Source organism: Pseudomonas sp. HC1(2025) (assembly GCF_058742075.1).
On sequence record NZ_CP196017.1, the window covers coordinates 2,732,811 to 2,748,655 of the forward strand.

A 15,845-nucleotide genomic window follows, 5' to 3' on the forward strand; every position below is an offset into this window, starting at 1 on the left:
TTACTCCCCACCCTGCATTTGCCATGAGTCCACTATGCGCATGCTGTCTTTTCGCTTGAAATTGATTGTTGCCAGCCTGGCGCTATGCCTGGTCTTCTGGGCGGCCTGGCGCAGTCATCCGGCCCATGTCCTGGCGCCTTTCGCACGGCCTGCCGTGCCTGTGGCCGCCAGCGCCGAGCCGGTCTACAACAGCCGGTTCGTGTCCTCGCAGTTGGATGACTTTGTGCATTCGTCGTCGGTCACCGCACTGCCGGGCGGCGACTTGATGGCCGTGTGGTTTGCCGGCTCGCGCGAAGGCGCCGCCGATGTGCAGATCCGCACCGCACGGTTCGACGCCAAGACCACGGAGTGGGGCGCCGAGCAGGTGTTGGCGACCCGCGAGTCGACCCGTGATGGCACCGGGCGCTACATCCGCAAGCTGGGCAACCCGGTGATCGCCCTCGCGCCGGATCAGCGCCTGTGGATGTTCTATGTGTCGGTGTCTGTCGGAGGCTGGGCCACCAGTGCGATCAATGTGATGGTTTCCGAGGACCTGGGGCGCAACTGGTCGGCGCCGCGGCAACTGATCACCTCGCCGTTTTTCAATGTCAGCACGCTGGTCCGCGCCGCGCCGGTGTTTCATGCCGATGGCTCGATTGGCTTGCCGGTCTATCACGAACTCATGGGTAAGTTTTCCGAGTACCTGTACCTGAGCGCGGACGGCGCGGTGATTGATAAATTTCGCATCAGCCGGGGCAAACATTCGCTACAGCCGACCATTGTGCCCTTGGATGAAAGGCGCGCCGTGGCGATGCTGCGTTATGCCGGCGACACCCATCACCGCGTGCTGGCCAGCCGCACCGATGATGCCGGGCAGACCTGGAGTGAGCCGTACCCACTGGAACCGGCCAACCCCAACTCGTCCCTGGCGGCAGTCGGTACTGCCGGCAACGGCCTGCTGGTGGCGCTCAACGATCTGCGTGACGGGCGCTTCAAACTCAGCCTGTATGGCACCGACGCAGACCTCAATGACTGGCGCAATGTGATCGAGTTGGACCAGTCACCGGATCCGCTCGGCCAACCCTTCGCCCCCGAGGCCTACAAGGCGATCATCGGCGCCGGTTTCCGAGCCTCCAGCGGTGCGCGGCGCCTGCCGTTGGAGCAACGTTTCCTGAGCAGCCTCGATTACCGGGTGTGCAAGCCTCGGGGCTGTGATTTCGAGTACGAATACCCGTATTTCAGCCGTGGCCAGGACGGCGTGTATCACCTGGTTTACTCATGGAATAACACCTTCATCAAGCATGTCAGCTTCAATGAAGCCTGGCTGGCGGAGCGCCTGTGATGCTGTGGCAGGCCCATTTAACCTTCATCCTCCTGGGTTTTGTCTTGCTCGGGTCGCTGCGTTGCCTGCAGTCCTGGCGCCCGTGGCTGTTGCCCGGGTTGGCGTTGGTCAGCTTCATCCCCCTCAATGACCTGCCGCTGGCGGCCTACGTGCGCAGCTTTACCGACGATTTGGCAATCAGCACCCTGGTGCTGTTGGGCGGGGCAAGCCTGGTGCGGCTGGGGCTGGTCGAGCCGCAAGCGCCTCGGGCGCACGCCCAGGTGCTGCTGCTGTTTGGACTGCTGGCGGCGCTGTTGTACCCGGCCACCATGGGCCTGACGTACTTCGACCCTTATCGCTGGGGCTTTAACCCAAGGCCGATGATTGTGCTTGTCGCGCTGCTCGCCTTGGGGCTGTTGTGGCTACGCAATGGGTTGGCGGTGTGGATGCTGGCGCTCGGCACACTGGCCTTTGCATTACGCCTGAAGGCGTCGGAAAACTACTGGGACTACCTGATCGATCCGCTGCTGGTGGGCTATTGCCTGGTGGCGGGCGGCGTGCTCTGCCTGAAGAGCGTCAAATTACATAGAGGTCAATGATGGGGTGGTTGCAATCGCGGCGCCTGCGCTATGGCGTAGTGGCGATAGGCCTGGCGTTCTTGCTGTTTGCAGGGCTGCGGCTGGTGTTTGTGCTGGGGTTTTCCGGCTTCGATCCTGCGCAGTTAGCAGACAACCGACAAGCGCTCGACACCCTGGGCATCGGCTTGCGTTTCGACCTGCGCCTGGCGGTGCTGCTGGCGTTGCCGTTGGCGGTGCTGGCATGGATACCGCGCTGGAACCTGGTGCGCGTCGCAGGGTTGCGCGCAGTGGCGCGGGGCTATTGGCTGCTGGCACTGGGTATCGTCGGTTGGCTGTACATCATCGACTTTGGCCATTACGCCTACCTTGGGGTGCGGCTTAACGCCAGCGTGCTGCGTTACCTGGACGATGCACAGATCTCGCAGCAGATGGTGTGGCAAACCTACCCGGTACTATGGATCGCCCTCGGCTGGCTGCTGGTGCTGGGTGTGTGGTTCTGCGCGTTCGTGGGGCTCGAACGCCGGACACTGGGGCGTACGCCGCGAGCCATTCGACGCACTTCACTGGCGTTCGGCAGCGGCCTGGGCTTGATCGCCGTGCTGTTGGCGCTGCTGGGTCGAGTCGAAAACCTCAACTTGCAAAACCCGGTGCCGCTGCGCTGGAGCGATGCGTTTTTCTCCGGCAACGGCAAGATCGCGGCACTGGGTTTGAACCCGGTGCTGTTTTTCTACGACACGCTCAAGGCCGGGCAGGCGCAGTTCGATGAGCCGCAGGTGCGCGAGCATTATCCGGTGGTTGCCCATTACCTGGGCGTGGACCGCCCAGACCCGCAAAGCCTGACGTTCGAGCGTGAGCAAAAGGCGCAGCCGTACCGGCTTGGCACCACGCCGAACGTGATGTTTGTGATGCTTGAATCCCTTGGCACCAGTGCGGTCGGCGCCTATGGCAACCCTCTGGACCCGACGCCAAACCTCGACCGGCTGGCGAGCCAGAGCTGGTTCTTCAGGCATTTCTATGTGCCGGTCACCGGCACCGCAAAGACTGTGTGGGCGAGCATCACGGGCGTACCGGATGTCACGCGTCAGGAGACGGCGACCCGCCACCCTCTGATCACTCGCCAGCACACGCTGATCAACGCTTTCACCGATTACCAGAAGCTGTACATGATTGGCGGTAACGCCGGGTGGGCCAATATCAATGCGTTGATCCAGCAAAGTATCGATGGCGTGCGCTTGTATGAAGAACGCGATTGGCAATCGCCGCGAGTGGATGTGTGGGGCATCTCCGATCTGGACCTGTTCAAGGAAAGCGACCGGATCCTGCGCGATCTGCCCCAGGGCCGGCCGTTTTTTGCCTATGTCCAGACCTCGGGCAATCATCGCCCGTTCACCATTCCCCCGGACAATGACGGTTTCAAGCGCAGCAACCTGTCCCTGGACCAGGTGCAAGCCGCCGGCTCGCGCAGCGTCGAGCAGTACAACGCAGTACGCCTGCTGGACTTCAATATCGGCAAGCTGATGGAGATGGCCAAGGCGGGCGGTTATTACGACAATACGATTTTCGTGTTCTTTGGCGACCACAACACCCGTATCAGCCAGATCCCCCATATGCCGCCGGCTTTCGAACAGTTAGGCCTGGAAAGCAACCATGTGCCGATGCTGATTCACGCCCCGGGCCTGCTCAAGCCCCGGGTGATAGAGCAAGCCGTGGGGCTGGCCGACCTGCTGCCGACGGTCGCCGGGATGGTGGGTGTGGCGTTCAACAATGGGGCGATGGGACGCGATATCCAGCAACCTGCCCCGGAGGGTGAACGCGTGGTGCCGCTGGTCTTGCGCGAAGGTACCTTCCCGCTGATCGGCGGGGTCACCCAGGATTATCTGTTGCAGATGCAGCATGACGGCAGCGCGCCGACCCTGCATGACCTGCGCTCCCTGACCCCGCTGGATAATGTAGCGGCGCAAAACCCCGAGCAATTCCAACGCCTGGTCGACCTGACCCGGGGCCTGCATGAAAGCGCGCGGTTGATGCTGTACCGCAATGTGCGCTGATGGCGGCTGGTAGACCGCTATCGCCGGCAAGCCAGCTCCTACATTTGATTGGTGATGTGGCGCAGATTTTCAGCCCTGCCGCGCCCCCTGTGGGAGCGGGCTTGCCGGCGATGGCGGTGGTTCAGCCGCAGTATCTGGTGGCTGGTAGACCGCTAATCGCCGGCAAGCCAGCTCCTACATTTGATTGGTGATGTGGCGCAGATTCTCAACCCTGCCGCGCACCCCCTGTAGGAGCCGGCTTGCCGGCGATGGCAGTGGTTCAGCCGCAGCATCCGGTGGCTGGTAGACCGCTATCGCCGGCAAGCCAGCTCCTACATTTGATTGGTGATGTGGCGCAGATTTTCAACCCTGCCGCGCCCCCTGTGGGAGCGGGCTTGCCGGCGATGGCAGTGGTTCAGCCGCAGTATCTGGTGGCTGGTAGACCGCTATCGCCGGCAAGCCGGCTCCTACATTTGATTGGTGATGTGGCGCAGATTCTCAGCCCTGCCGCACCCTCTGTAGGAGCGGGCTTGCCCGCGATGGCGGTGGTTCAGCCGCTGTATCTGGTGGCTGGTAGACCGCTAATCGCCGGCAAGCCAGCTCCTACATTTGATTGGTGATGTGGCGCAGATTTTCAACCCTGCCGCGCCCCCTGTAGGAGCCGGCTTGCCGGCGATGGCGGTGGTTCAGCCGCAGTATCTGGTGGCTGGTAGACCGCTAATCGCCGGCAAGCCAGCTCCTACATTTGATTGGTGATGTGGCGCAGATTCTCAGCCCTGCCGCACCCCCTGTAGGAGCGGGCTTGCCGGCGATGGCAGTGGTTCAGCCGCTGTATCTGGTGGCTGGTAGACCGCTATCGCCGGCAAGCCGGCTCCTACATTTGATTGGTGATGTGGCGCAGATTCTCAGCCCTGCCGCGCCCCCTGTAGGAGCGGGCTTGCCCGCGATGGCGGTGGTTCAGCCGCAGTATCTGGTGGCTGGTAGACCGCTATCGCCGGCAAGCCGGCTCCTACATTTGATTGGTGATGTGGCGCAGATTCTCAGCCCTGCCGCACCCTCTGTAGGAGCGGGCTTGCCGGCGATGGCGGTGGTTCAGCCGCTGCATCTGGTGGCTGGTAGACCGCTAATCGCCGGCAAGCCGGCTCCTACATTTGATTGGTGATGTGGCGCAGATTCTCAGCCCTGCCGCGCCCCCTGTAGGAGCGGGCTTGCCCGCGATGGCGGTGGTTCGTGGTAGACCGCCATTGCAGGCAATCCAGCTTGGGGTCTGTGCGAATTCTCCTGCTGGTGCTTAGAAGGAGTATTTGGCCGTTACCGTGAAGTTACGCGGGTCACCAAACACGTCGTACGGGCTCCAGGTCGAGTTGCTGGCGATGCCCTGGTAGTACTTTTTGTCGAAGACGTTATTGATGTTCAGTTGGGTATCCAGATGTTTATTCACCTGGTAACCCGCCATCAGTCCGACCAAGGCGTAGGCATCCTGTTCGATATGGAACTTGCCAAACACGTTGCTGCCTTTGTTGAACGTTGCGCTCTGGCTATAGAGGTTGGCACCGATGCGCCATTGGCTCATGTCGCCTTGCAGATGGTAGGTGGTATTGGCCTTGAACATATGGCGCGGGACGTCGGTGTCGAACAGGCTGCCTTCCTTGCTCTTGTCCGCATCCTTTTCGTACTTGGCCTGGGCGAAGGTATAGCCGGCAGCCACTTGCCAGTTGGGCGTCAGGGCGCCGTTGATCTCAAGTTCCAATCCCTGGCTGCGCACCTTGCCGGCGGCTTCATAGCAGCCGTAGCTGCCGGCGGGGATCACTCGGCAGACACTGGCGTCGGCCACTTCCGCTGCACGGTTGAGCTGGTCGATCTGGAACAGCGAAGCGCTGGCGTTCAGCGCGCCGCCGAAGTACTCGCCCTTGATGCCCACTTCGTAGTTTTCGCCGGTGATCGGCTTGATCCCGGCACCTTCGCCGTTCTTCTCGGTCTGGGGCTGGAAGATGTCGGTGTAGCTGGCATACACCGAGTGGTTGTCGTCCAGGTCATAGATAACCCCGGCATAGCGGGTGACGTGGCGCACTTCCCGGGTTTTGCCCGAGGTGTAGTACTGGTCGTTGGTCTGGTCATAGATCGAGGTGGCGTCGTACCAGTCCAGGCGCGCGCCGAGAATGACTTTCAGCGGGTCGGCCAGGTTCCAGCGGGTGGTCAGGTAGAGACCTTCCTGATCGACTTTGTCATTGAGGGAGTAAACGTCCGGAACGGTCGGTCTAGCCAGGCCCTTGGGGCTGAAGCCGTTGATGTCCGGCACGCTGATGAACACGTGGCCGCCGGTGGCCTCGGTCTTGAGCTGGCGCTTGCTGGCGCCCACCACCAATTCATGCTGGCGACCTAGCAGCGAGAAAGGTCCGCTGGCGAAAAAATCATAGGTGGACTGATCAAAATCACGGCCCTGGTTGAAGACGCGCTGGCGGTAGGTGGCGTCGTTGTTGCGTTCGAGGACGGCGCCCATCATCTTGAATTCCGACCAGTTCTTCGAGGCGCCCAGGTGCAGGCGCCAGTCGTTGTCGAAGCGCTGGTCCAGTTCGACGAACACCGTCTTATTGTCGACGTCCTGGTGCGACCAGCTATAGCCGAAGGTCTTGGAGCGCGAGAAGCCCATATGGCTGCCATCCGGGTTCACCGGCAAGCCGCCCCAGTTGATGTTGTTATTGTCGTTCTGGTCGGACGCCCCCACGGTCAGGGTCGTGCTGTCGCTCAGGTCGAACTCGCTGATGCCGTAGAACACGCCGCGTTCGCGCCCGGCGTAATCCTGATAGCTGTCCTTGTCGTTGTAGGCGCCGACAAAGCGCCCGCGTACCGTGCCGCTGGCATTGACCGGGCCGGAAACATCCAGCTCGCTGCGGTAGTTGTCCCAACTGCCGGCACTGCCACTGATACTGGCTTGGAATTCCTTGGTGGGGCGTTTACGTACCATGTTGATGGCGGCCGACGGGTTGCCGGCGCCCTGCATCATGCCGGTGGCGCCGCGCACCACTTCGACGCGGTCGTAGGGGGCCAGGTCGGCAGTGGCGACCCAGTCGGCGTTGTAAGTGGTGGGCAGGCCGTCAAACATCAGGTTGGTGATGGGGAAACCACGGGCGAAATACTCGCTGTTGGCCGGGCGCGAGGCCGACAAGCGCAGCCCGGGCGTGGCCTGGACCACATCGTCAAGGCTGCGCATGCCCTGATCGTCCATGCGCTGGCGGGTGATCACCGTCACCGACTGCGGCGTCTCGCGCAGGGACAACGGCAGCTTGGTCGCAGTCTGCATCGCCCCTGTGGTGTAGGAACCGCTGTTTTCAGTGGTCGAGCCCAGGGCCAGGCCGCTGACGGTGGTCGCGCCCAGTTCAACAGCGCCGGTGGCTTGGCTGCGCGGTATCAGCAGGTAGTTGCCGCTGGCATTGCGCGTAACGGCCAGACCACTGTCAACCAGCAGGCGGTCCAGACCCTCATGCACCCCAAAGTCACCCCGCAGCGCCGGCGCGCGCTTGCCCTGCACCAGGGCCGGGTCAAAGGGCAGGGTGATCCCGGCTACCTGGGCGAAGCTGTTGAGCGACTCTTCCAGCGCCCCCGCGGCCAGGTCGTAGTGGCGGCTATCGGCCTGTTCGGCCTGCACGGCAAAGCTGGCCAGCACCAGGCTGCTCATGCCACCCAGCAAAATGCTCTGGAGGGTGAGCGCAAGAACGCTGCGTTGCAGGGGCCGGGGGGGATTCAAAGGGTGGGACATGAACGGTAAGCTCCTTTCGAATGACGAGGTGTATTGCCTGTCTGTCGAAGGGCTTGGCAAAACCCGTAAAAGTTTTTGCGATTTTTTCTCATCCGGCTTAACGAGCGAGGACACGGGTCCAAAGCGGGGTGAAGCGCTCGATGCGCACCGGCAGCGAATCACCCAGGGCACTCAAGGCACGGTCGATGTCGTCGAGCTGGAACACGCCCGACACCTCCAACTGCGCGACGGCCGGGTCACAGTGCAACCAGCCGTGGCGATAACGCGCCAGTTCGGCGGTCAGGTCGTGCAGGCGCATGCGTTTGGCCACCAACTGCCCACGGGTCCAGGCGCTGGCGTTGAGGGGGCTGGCTTCGACACGGTGGCTGCCGCTGGCATCAATCAGGTATTGCTCACCGGCAGCGACCTGGATCGGCTCGCCTTTTCCATGAATGGCCACCACTCCGTCCTCGACCCGCAGGCGCGTGCCATGCGGCTCGTCACGCACCGCAAAGGCGGTGCCGATGGCTTGCAGCTGTGCATGCCGGCTGCTGACCCAGAAGCTGCGGCGCCCGCCGGGTGCGGCACTGTCCTTGCCGGTGTCGATGAAAATCTCGCCACGCCGCAGGGTGATCAGCCGGCGCTGGGCGCTGAATTGCACATCCACCGTACTGGCGGTGTTCAGTTGCAGGCGGGTGCCGTCAGCCAGCAGGAACTGGCGTCGTTCGCCGACCCCGGTGGCATAGTCCGCGCCCCAGGGCACCAGCGTGCTGTCGCGCAGCGACCAGCCGGTAACGCCACTGGCAAGCAGCCCCATGCCCAGCAACTTGAGCGCTTGGCGCCGGCTGCGCTGCCCGCTGTTCAGGCGCTCCAGCGTGTCCAGTGCCACGCTGCCGGGCAGCGCGACCAGGCTCTGGAAGGGCGCGTCGATTTTTTGCAGCGCTTGCCAGGCGGTTTCATGCAGCGCATCGGCCTGGCGCCAGCGTTGGCAGGCTGCCAGGACCTCGGGGGTGGCGCCGCTGGATTCGATCCGCACCAACCAGCCGATCGCCTGATCGAGCACGCCATCAGGAACGCTCATCGTTGCGCCAGGTAGCAGTGGCGAATGGCAGTGGCCATGTACTTCTCCACCGAGCTGAGGCTGATCGCCAGGCGCTCGGCGATGTCCTTGTAGCTGAGGCCTTCGAGCCGCGACATCAGGAAGGCCATGCGCACCTTGGGCCGCAGGCCATCGAGCAGGGCGTCGACGCGCACCAGGGTTTCCAACAGAATCAGTTGCGATTCCGGCGACGGCACCCCAGCTTCCGGCAGGTGGGCAATGGCTTGCAGGTAAGCCCGCTCGACCCGTTGGCGGCGCACGCGATCCACCAGCAACCCATGGGCCACTGTGCTCAGCCACGCCCGTGGCTGACGCAACTCCTGCAACCGCTGCGGCTTGCCGAGGATGTGCACAAAGGTGTCCTGGGCCAGGTCGGCAGCGTTGTCGCCGTGACGCAGTCGCTTGCGCAACCAGTCCAGCAACCAGGCGTGATGATCGATGTACAGCGCGCGGATATCGGCGTGAGGGGCTGAAGGAGTGGGTGGCGACGACACGAAAAGCCTCCGCGCGATAACTGAATGCATTTGAGAATTTGTCGCATCTTAGTGCGGGGCGACGGGGTTCAGCAAGAACAAAAGGGGACAGATCCATTTAATTAAACAGATCCGCCCCCATTCCCGCTGCGTGGATAAAACTCGTAGACTCCAAAGCCGCTTACATTCATGGAGAGAACAGTGCGCATCTATATCACCGGCGCTTCGTGTGCAGGCGTCACGACCTTGGGGCAAACCCTTGCAGCGTCGTTGGGCGTACCCCATGTCGATGTGGACGACTTTTACTGGTTACCCACCAATCCGCCTTTCACAACCAAGCGACCACCCAACGAGCGCGTCTGTTTGATCAAGCGAACACTTGGCGATCAAGGCTGGGTGTTGACCGGCTCTGCTGATGGCTGGGGAGAAGCGCTTATCAGCCATGCCAGCCTGATCGTCTTTGTGACGACACCAACACCTGTGCGCCTACAGCGCCTGGACCTGCGTGAAAAGGCGCGTTTTGGCGAACGTATTGCCCAAGGTGGCGATATGCATGAAATACATATCGCCTTTCGCGAGTGGGCCTCGCAGTATGACGACCCACTTTTTAGCGGACGCAATCGAGCGCGGCATGAGGCGTGGATTTCAAGGCAGGTGGTGCCGGTGTTGCCTATCAACGGGGAGAGCGCTGCCGAGCACATGGTTGCGGATGTGCTGCATGCGGTTTCGCAAATAGCCCAGGAGCCGGTCATTTAAGGTCCATGCCATGGACTCTTCATTATGTGACTGACAAGTCCGCTATGTAGATTTCAAGTACCGATAAAGTGTCTGGCGACTGATTTCAAAATCGCGCGCTAGTTTAGATTTACTTTCTCCCGCACAGGCACGGTCAATTAAACTTACAACCTGATTGTCGGACAGTTTTTTCTTGCGCCCTCTATAAACTCCCCGCATCTTTGCGCGGGCAATGCCTATTGCCTGTCTTTCCATCGTCGCAGTGCGTTCGAACTCTGCGATCATCTCCATTACCGCAATGATGGGCTCCATAACTTCAAAGCAGTCGTGTCGGAAAACCAGGTTTTCGCTCAAAAATTCCAGGTTTACCTGCTTTTCAATCAACCGGCGAATCAGGGTACACAGTTGCTCGATGCTGGAGGTGAGCGCTGCCATGCTGTCGACAACCACGGTATCCCCGCACTGTGTATAGCGAATCAGCCGTTCAAGGCCTGGGCGATTTGCGGCATTGTCTGCAGCCTCATCGCAAAACACTGCGTCAAATACATCATGGCTCGTTTTTTTCTCCGCGCTACCCTCGGATTCTTGTAGAGAGAGCCGGAAATATTTGATGCGATGCAATCTCATAGTGCCTCCTTGGCAATACTTGTACGCAGTTGTTTTATCCTTGTACAAACTGTAACTAAATTATTAAAACTTACACAAATTCCTGTAACACTGAGCTCGCCCAAAATACACAGTTGCAAAGAATTGAACTTATCTTATCATTTTGAAGCTTGGAATGATCCTAACAAGTTTTCCGTAAACAGTCGATTTCATATTTATTGAGCGGTGCGCGTGAATTCGCGCAGTGAATTTGAATGTCTACTGTTTTATCGCTCAAACAATTGATGTGACCGGCTTGACGAAGCTGGTAATTCCCCGATGCAAGCAGAGGATGAATGGATGAAGGTCTTGGAAGAAGCCATCGAAATTGATCGCCTAAATACCGATCAGGAAAAGATTGATCATGTAACCCGGCGCATTACCGAACATGGGAACGACCTACGCAAGCGCTACCCGATCCTGCAGCATCAGGATGCTCTGGGAGCGAGTGTCATGGTGTTTTCCCTGGTAGGCATGGTGGTCACGGGAGGGCTCTATATCAAGGGTTTTATCCCTGGCTGGATGTGTATTTTTATTAACGCGCTGCTGACTTCTTTTATTCATGAAATCGAACATGATTTGATTCATCGGCTTTATTTCAGAAAAAAACCGCTGGCCCATAATGCCATGATGTTTTTTTGCTGGTTGGCGCGACCGGGAATGCCCAGCCCGTGGTTAAGACGCAGCCTGCACTTTCATCACCATAAAGAATCCGGAACTGACTCGGATGTCGAGGCCTGGATCACTACCAGTGGTAGCCCTTGGGGAATCCTGCGGTTGTTGAAACTGATGGATGGATTTGTCTTTGGTTTCCTAAACGCGGTTTTTGCTCCGGGATGGCGGCAAAAGGTAAGATTGTTAGGCAAAATCATTCGACTCAACACACCTTTCGGCCTTGTGTACTGGGGGTGCTGGTATGTGTTCCTCGGCTACCACCTGTATGTCTGGCTTGGGTCAATCAGCGGGGCGCAGGTTCATAGTTCTGCGGCAACGCTGGCGCTAATGGAGGTGGTCAATAATGTAGTCGTCATTCTTATCGCTCCAAACCTGATAAGGCAGTTCTGCCTGTTCTTTGTAAGTTCAAATATGCATTACTATGGCGACGTCGCCCCGCGTAATGCGTTACAACAAACCCAGGTAATGAACCCTTGGTGGTTGTGGCCGTTCCAGATGTTCTGTTTTAACTTTGGCAGCACGCACAGTATTCATCACTTCGTTGTGAGGGACCCGTTCTATCTGCGTCAGATGACGGCGCCTTATGCCCATAAAGTCATGGCGCAGGCAGGTGTCAGGTTCAATGACTTCGGCACATACAAGCGTGCGAACCGTTTTTCCCTGGATCACTCGCAAACACGGTCGCGCGGGTGAAGTTCGCGCAAAGTACTATCAGCTGATAGTTACAGCCCAATCGTAATCCGTAAATGGGGCTGCCAGGCGGCATGTTTCTTGTCGCCTGGCAACTTTGTTAATGCTCAATAGCAATACTTCAAATGCGAGGAGTCTGAGGTATGAAGGCACAAGGGATGTGTGCAAAACAGTTCGAAGCGGTCAAGCAGGCTTTCGAGCAGATGTTTGATGATCCGCAGGAGCGTGGAGCCGGGCTTTGCGTGCAGGTAGGCGGGGAGATGGTCGTCGACCTGTGGGCCGGTATGGCGGATCAAGAGGGCACCCAGCCGTGGACGCGCGATACATTGGCCAATACCTTTTGCGTAGTAAAGCCCTATGTGGCGGTGGCGGTGCTGATGTTGGTCGAGCAGGGCAAGCTGGAGCTGGATGCACCCGTGGCCCGTTACTGGCCTGAGTTCGCCCAGAGCGGCAAAGCCCGGGTGACCTTGCGTCAGGTGATGAATCACACCGCGGGCCTGCCGGCGCTGCGCGCCCCCGACCACAACCCCATGATGTTTGACTGGGAACACATGATACGGGTGTTGGAGGCCGAGCCGCTGTGGTGGGAGCCGGGAACCGACCTGGGGTACGGCACCACCACCTTTGGCTGGATACTCGGTGAGTTGATTCGTCGGGTGGACGGCCGCGATGCCTGCGTCTTTATCCATGACGAGATTCTGGACCCTCATGACCTGGACGTTCACCTTGGCGTGGACGAACAGCACTTTCATCGTATCGCCCGGTTCGACAGTGCCACCGGACGAGTCGGCGATCCTTACTCGCAAGCGTTGCGAGCAGTGCTGAAAAACCAGCCATCGCACATCGCGACATATGCCTTCACCAATCCCGGAATGGTGCCCAGACGCACCAGCGACCCTCGCTGGTGGGCCTATCGCCAACCGGCTGTGTGTGGACACGGTACCGCTCACGGCCTCGCCGGTTTCTACAGTGCGTTGCTGGCGGGAAACTTTATCGGGCGCGAAATGCTCCGTGAGTTCACCCAAGAGCACAGTCACGGCATGGATCGCTCATGGATGCGCCCAATGCGCTACGGCCTGGGTTGCATGCTGGAGCAGCAAGTCGACCCAACGGCTTCCCTTGCAATGGGCCCCCGCGCCTTTGGTCATCTGGGCCTTGGCGGCCCGGTGAGTTTTGCCGATCCCGACAGTCGCGTGAGCTTTGGCTTTGTCACCACGACCTCGGGCAGCCATACGATGATTGATCCGCGTCCTGGCCGGCTATCCGCGCTTGTTTATGCGGCGCTTTGAAGGGGCGTTCATTTATCAGTTGCCTTTGCAGCTCGTCACTTGAGGATAAGGTCGACAAACCCGCGCCCTATCTATCCTGCTCATGTCCGTCCTTGGACATGAGCGTCGAGCCGCTTCTTAGAAGCTGTAGCGGGCAGTCAGTTTGAAGTTACGCGGGTCGCCGTAGACGTCATACGGTTCATAGCCGCCGTTGGCGATGCTGACGTAGTAAGTACGGTCGAACAGGTTGTTTACGTTGACCTGCAAATCCAGTTGCTCGCTGGCCTTGTAGCCTGCCACCAGGCCGGCCACGGTGTACGAGCCCTGCCGGTTTTGCCATGCACTGGTACCGCTGCCCCCTGCGGTGCGGATCTGGCTCTGCTGATAAACATCACCGCCAATGCGCCAGCGTTGCAGGTCGCCGGGCAGGGTGTAGAGGGTGGACAGCTTGAATAGCTGGCGCGGCAGCCGGCGGTTGAAGTCCTGGCCTTCCAGGGTTGCAGTGGCGTCGTTGACGTACTTCGTCTGGGTGTAGGTGTACCCGCCGGCCAGTTGCCAGTTTTCGCTCAGGGCGCCCTGGATTTCCAGGTCCACACCGCGGCTGCGCACCAGGCCGGAAGACTCATAGCACTCACTGTTGGCGGTTGCACCGCAGCCTTTGACATCCGGCAATTGCTGGGCGCGGTTCTTCTGGTCAATCTGGAAAACCGCCAGGCTGGCGTTCAGTGCGCCATCAAAGTATTCGCCCTTGATACCCACCTCGTAGTTCTCGCCCACGATAGGCACCACCACTTGTCCACCGAGGCCTTTTTCGGTCTGTGGCTTGAAGATATCCGTGTAGCTGACATAGACCGAGTGATTGGTGTCCAGGTCATAGACCAGGCCAGCATAGCGGGTCAGATTGCGCGTGACCTTGTAGCTGCTGGCAGGGTTGGCCCTGCTTTGGAATTCGTACCAGTCCAGACGGCCGCCGAGAATCAGCGACAGCGGGTCGGTCAAGCGCAGGCGGGTGCTGGTATAGAGGCTGTCCTGCGTCGTCGTCTCGAGACGGCCGTCGGGGCCTTTGACGATAGTGGGCTTGGTGTGGCCACGCGGGTCCCACGCGAACAGATCGACGTTGCTGTCGATGAACCTTTCCCAAATCTTACCGGTACGATAATCCAGCTGGCGCTTGCTGACGCCCACGGTGAAGTCATGTTCCTGGCCCAGTAGCTGGAAGGGGCCGCTGAGGGCCAGGTCATAGCCTTTCTCTTTCTGCTCCATGGCTTGCGTCCATAGATAGTGGCGGTTGTATCCCCATATGGAGGAGGCCAGCACGTCGGTGTTGGTCATCGACTGCATGGCTGCCATGCGCAGCTTCCAGTCATTGGCGAAACCATGCTCCAGGGTCGCGAAATACCCGGTGGTGCGGTTGTCCATGTATTCATAGTCATGCCCCAGGAACGTGTCCCGGGGCAGTCCTAGATGACCACCGCCACGGGCCATGGGCAACCCGCCCCAGACGTAGTTGGTGTAGTCCTTCTGCCGGTAGGCCCCCAGCGTCAGCGTGGTGGTATCCGTCAGGTCGGCGTCCACGACGCCGTAGTACAGATCGGCGTCGCTCTCTACCGACTCGCGAAAGCTTTTCGAGTCCTGCCGCGAGAGCACCGTACGGGCACGCAAGGTGCCGCTTTCGTTGAGCGGGCCGCCAATGTCCAGGGTGCTGCTGTAATCGTCCCAACTGCCGGCACTGCCGGTGAGCACGGCCTGGAATTTGTGGGTCGGGCGCTTGCGCACCAGGTTGATCGCGCCAGCCGGGCTGCCCGCGCCCTGGGCCAGGCCGGTGGCGCCACGCACGATTTCCACCCGGTCATACATGGCCAGATTGGCTTCGCTGCTGGGCAGGTAGGTGAGGAAACTGGTGGGAAAGCCGTCGTACATAATGGTGTCGACGTCGAACCCGCGCGCGCTGAACGTGGGTCGCCCAACGCCTCCGGAGTTATTCAGGAAAAAACCCGGCGCGCTTTGGGCCACATCGCTGATGGTGGTCATGGCCTTGTCGTCCATGCGTTTGCGCGTGACCACGCTGACCGACTGCGGCGTTTCCCGCAAGGTCAAGGGGAGCTTGGTGGCGGTCTGCATGGCCCCGGTGGTGTAGGAGCCGGTGTTCTCGGTGGTTTCACCCATCTGCTGGCCGACGATTGCCGTCTCCCCCAATTGCAGGGTGCTGCTCGATTCAGGGGCCTTTTCCAGCATCACGCTGTTTGCGCCGGTCGCGCGCCAGGTCAAGCCGCTGCCTTTCAAGACGTCAGCCAGTGCCGCTTCTGGCTCTTTGGGGCCGACGACTCCAAGGCTGTTCTTGCCGACTACTAGCGTGCCATCAAAAATCACCTGTAAACCGCTTTGAGCAGCCAGGCGGTTCAGCGCGCTCGCCAGGGGTTGCGGTGCAATGTTGAAAGAGTGAGGGTCAGCCACTGCCAGGCCGGATATCAGCACGCACAAGAGGGCGAGCGGGGCGGCGGACAACGATTTTATGTGCAGCCCTTCAGGTAACGGATGGTGCATCAGTGGTCTCCCTAATACGAAGCATTATCGTTCTAGGGAAGGAAGACGGCTGACACGCCAACACCCGTAAAAATA

The 15,845-nt window shown here is 60.0% G+C and carries 11 protein-coding genes; 6 read left to right on the plus strand and 5 right to left on the minus strand.

Annotation, left to right across the window (positions count from 1 at the left end):
- Positions 1-34: 34 nt before the first annotated feature.
- Genes ACSSVH_RS12450 through ACSSVH_RS12460 form a run of 3 tightly spaced genes read left to right on the plus strand, consistent with a single transcriptional unit; the run spans position 35 to position 3,926 of the window.
- Positions 35-1,321: a sialidase family protein gene (locus ACSSVH_RS12450; protein WP_492634621.1), complete on the plus strand. Its 1,287-nt coding sequence runs from the start codon at positions 35-37 to the stop codon at positions 1,319-1,321.
- Entirely contained in the window at positions 1,321-1,899 is a 579-nt protein-coding gene (locus ACSSVH_RS12455) for a hypothetical protein (RefSeq protein ID WP_492634622.1), read from the plus strand. The genes ACSSVH_RS12450 and ACSSVH_RS12455 overlap by 1 nt, the downstream gene beginning before the upstream one ends.
- Positions 1,899-3,926 (plus strand): LTA synthase family protein, encoded by a 2,028-nt coding sequence (locus ACSSVH_RS12460; RefSeq protein WP_492634623.1) that lies wholly within the window; start codon positions 1,899-1,901, stop codon positions 3,924-3,926. Before ACSSVH_RS12455 ends, ACSSVH_RS12460 begins: the two co-directional genes overlap by 1 nt.
- 1,270 nt (positions 3,927-5,196) lie before the next feature.
- Here ACSSVH_RS12460 and ACSSVH_RS12465 read toward each other — a convergent pair.
- The 3 genes from ACSSVH_RS12465 to ACSSVH_RS12475 form a co-directional block, all read right to left on the minus strand.
- Complete coding sequence (locus ACSSVH_RS12465) at positions 5,197-7,662, minus strand: TonB-dependent siderophore receptor (protein WP_492634624.1); 2,466 nt, start codon at positions 7,660-7,662, stop codon at positions 5,197-5,199.
- A 97-nt stretch (positions 7,663-7,759) separates the two neighbouring features.
- Positions 7,760-8,722: a FecR domain-containing protein gene (locus ACSSVH_RS12470; protein WP_492634625.1), complete on the minus strand. Its 963-nt coding sequence runs from the start codon at positions 8,720-8,722 to the stop codon at positions 7,760-7,762.
- The gene (locus tag ACSSVH_RS12475; protein ID WP_346266485.1) at positions 8,719-9,234 is read right to left on the minus strand and encodes a sigma-70 family RNA polymerase sigma factor; all 516 of its coding nucleotides are present in this window, start codon (positions 9,232-9,234) and stop codon (positions 8,719-8,721) included. Before ACSSVH_RS12475 ends, ACSSVH_RS12470 begins: the two co-directional genes overlap by 4 nt.
- Positions 9,235-9,414: 180 nt before the next feature.
- Between ACSSVH_RS12475 and ACSSVH_RS12480 the strand changes: the two genes are divergently transcribed.
- Entirely contained in the window at positions 9,415-9,969 is a 555-nt protein-coding gene (locus ACSSVH_RS12480; protein ID WP_169951458.1) for a P-loop NTPase family protein, read from the plus strand.
- A 42-nt stretch (positions 9,970-10,011) separates the two neighbouring features.
- Here the strand turns inward: ACSSVH_RS12480 and ACSSVH_RS12485 are convergent, their stop codons facing one another.
- Positions 10,012-10,575 carry a recombinase family protein gene (locus tag ACSSVH_RS12485; RefSeq protein ID WP_492634626.1) on the minus strand — a complete coding sequence of 188 codons (564 nt, stop codon included), beginning with the start codon at positions 10,573-10,575 and terminating at the stop codon, positions 10,012-10,014.
- Between the two features lie 318 nt (positions 10,576-10,893).
- Here ACSSVH_RS12485 and ACSSVH_RS12490 point away from each other — a divergent pair, with 318 nt between their 5' ends.
- Together ACSSVH_RS12490 and ACSSVH_RS12495 are read left to right on the plus strand one after the other, a co-directional pair.
- Positions 10,894-11,961, plus strand: coding sequence for a fatty acid desaturase (locus ACSSVH_RS12490; RefSeq protein WP_169951462.1), 1,068 nt, complete (start codon positions 10,894-10,896; stop codon positions 11,959-11,961).
- Between the two features lie 140 nt (positions 11,962-12,101).
- A complete protein-coding gene (locus ACSSVH_RS12495) occupies positions 12,102-13,247 on the plus strand; it encodes a serine hydrolase domain-containing protein (protein WP_169951464.1) in 1,146 nt (381 codons plus the stop codon).
- Positions 13,248-13,364: 117 nt separating this feature from the next.
- Here the strand turns inward: ACSSVH_RS12495 and ACSSVH_RS12500 are convergent, their stop codons facing one another.
- A complete protein-coding gene (locus tag ACSSVH_RS12500; RefSeq protein ID WP_492634627.1) occupies positions 13,365-15,770 on the minus strand; it encodes a TonB-dependent siderophore receptor in 2,406 nt (801 codons plus the stop codon).
- Positions 15,771-15,845 lie beyond the last annotated feature (75 nt).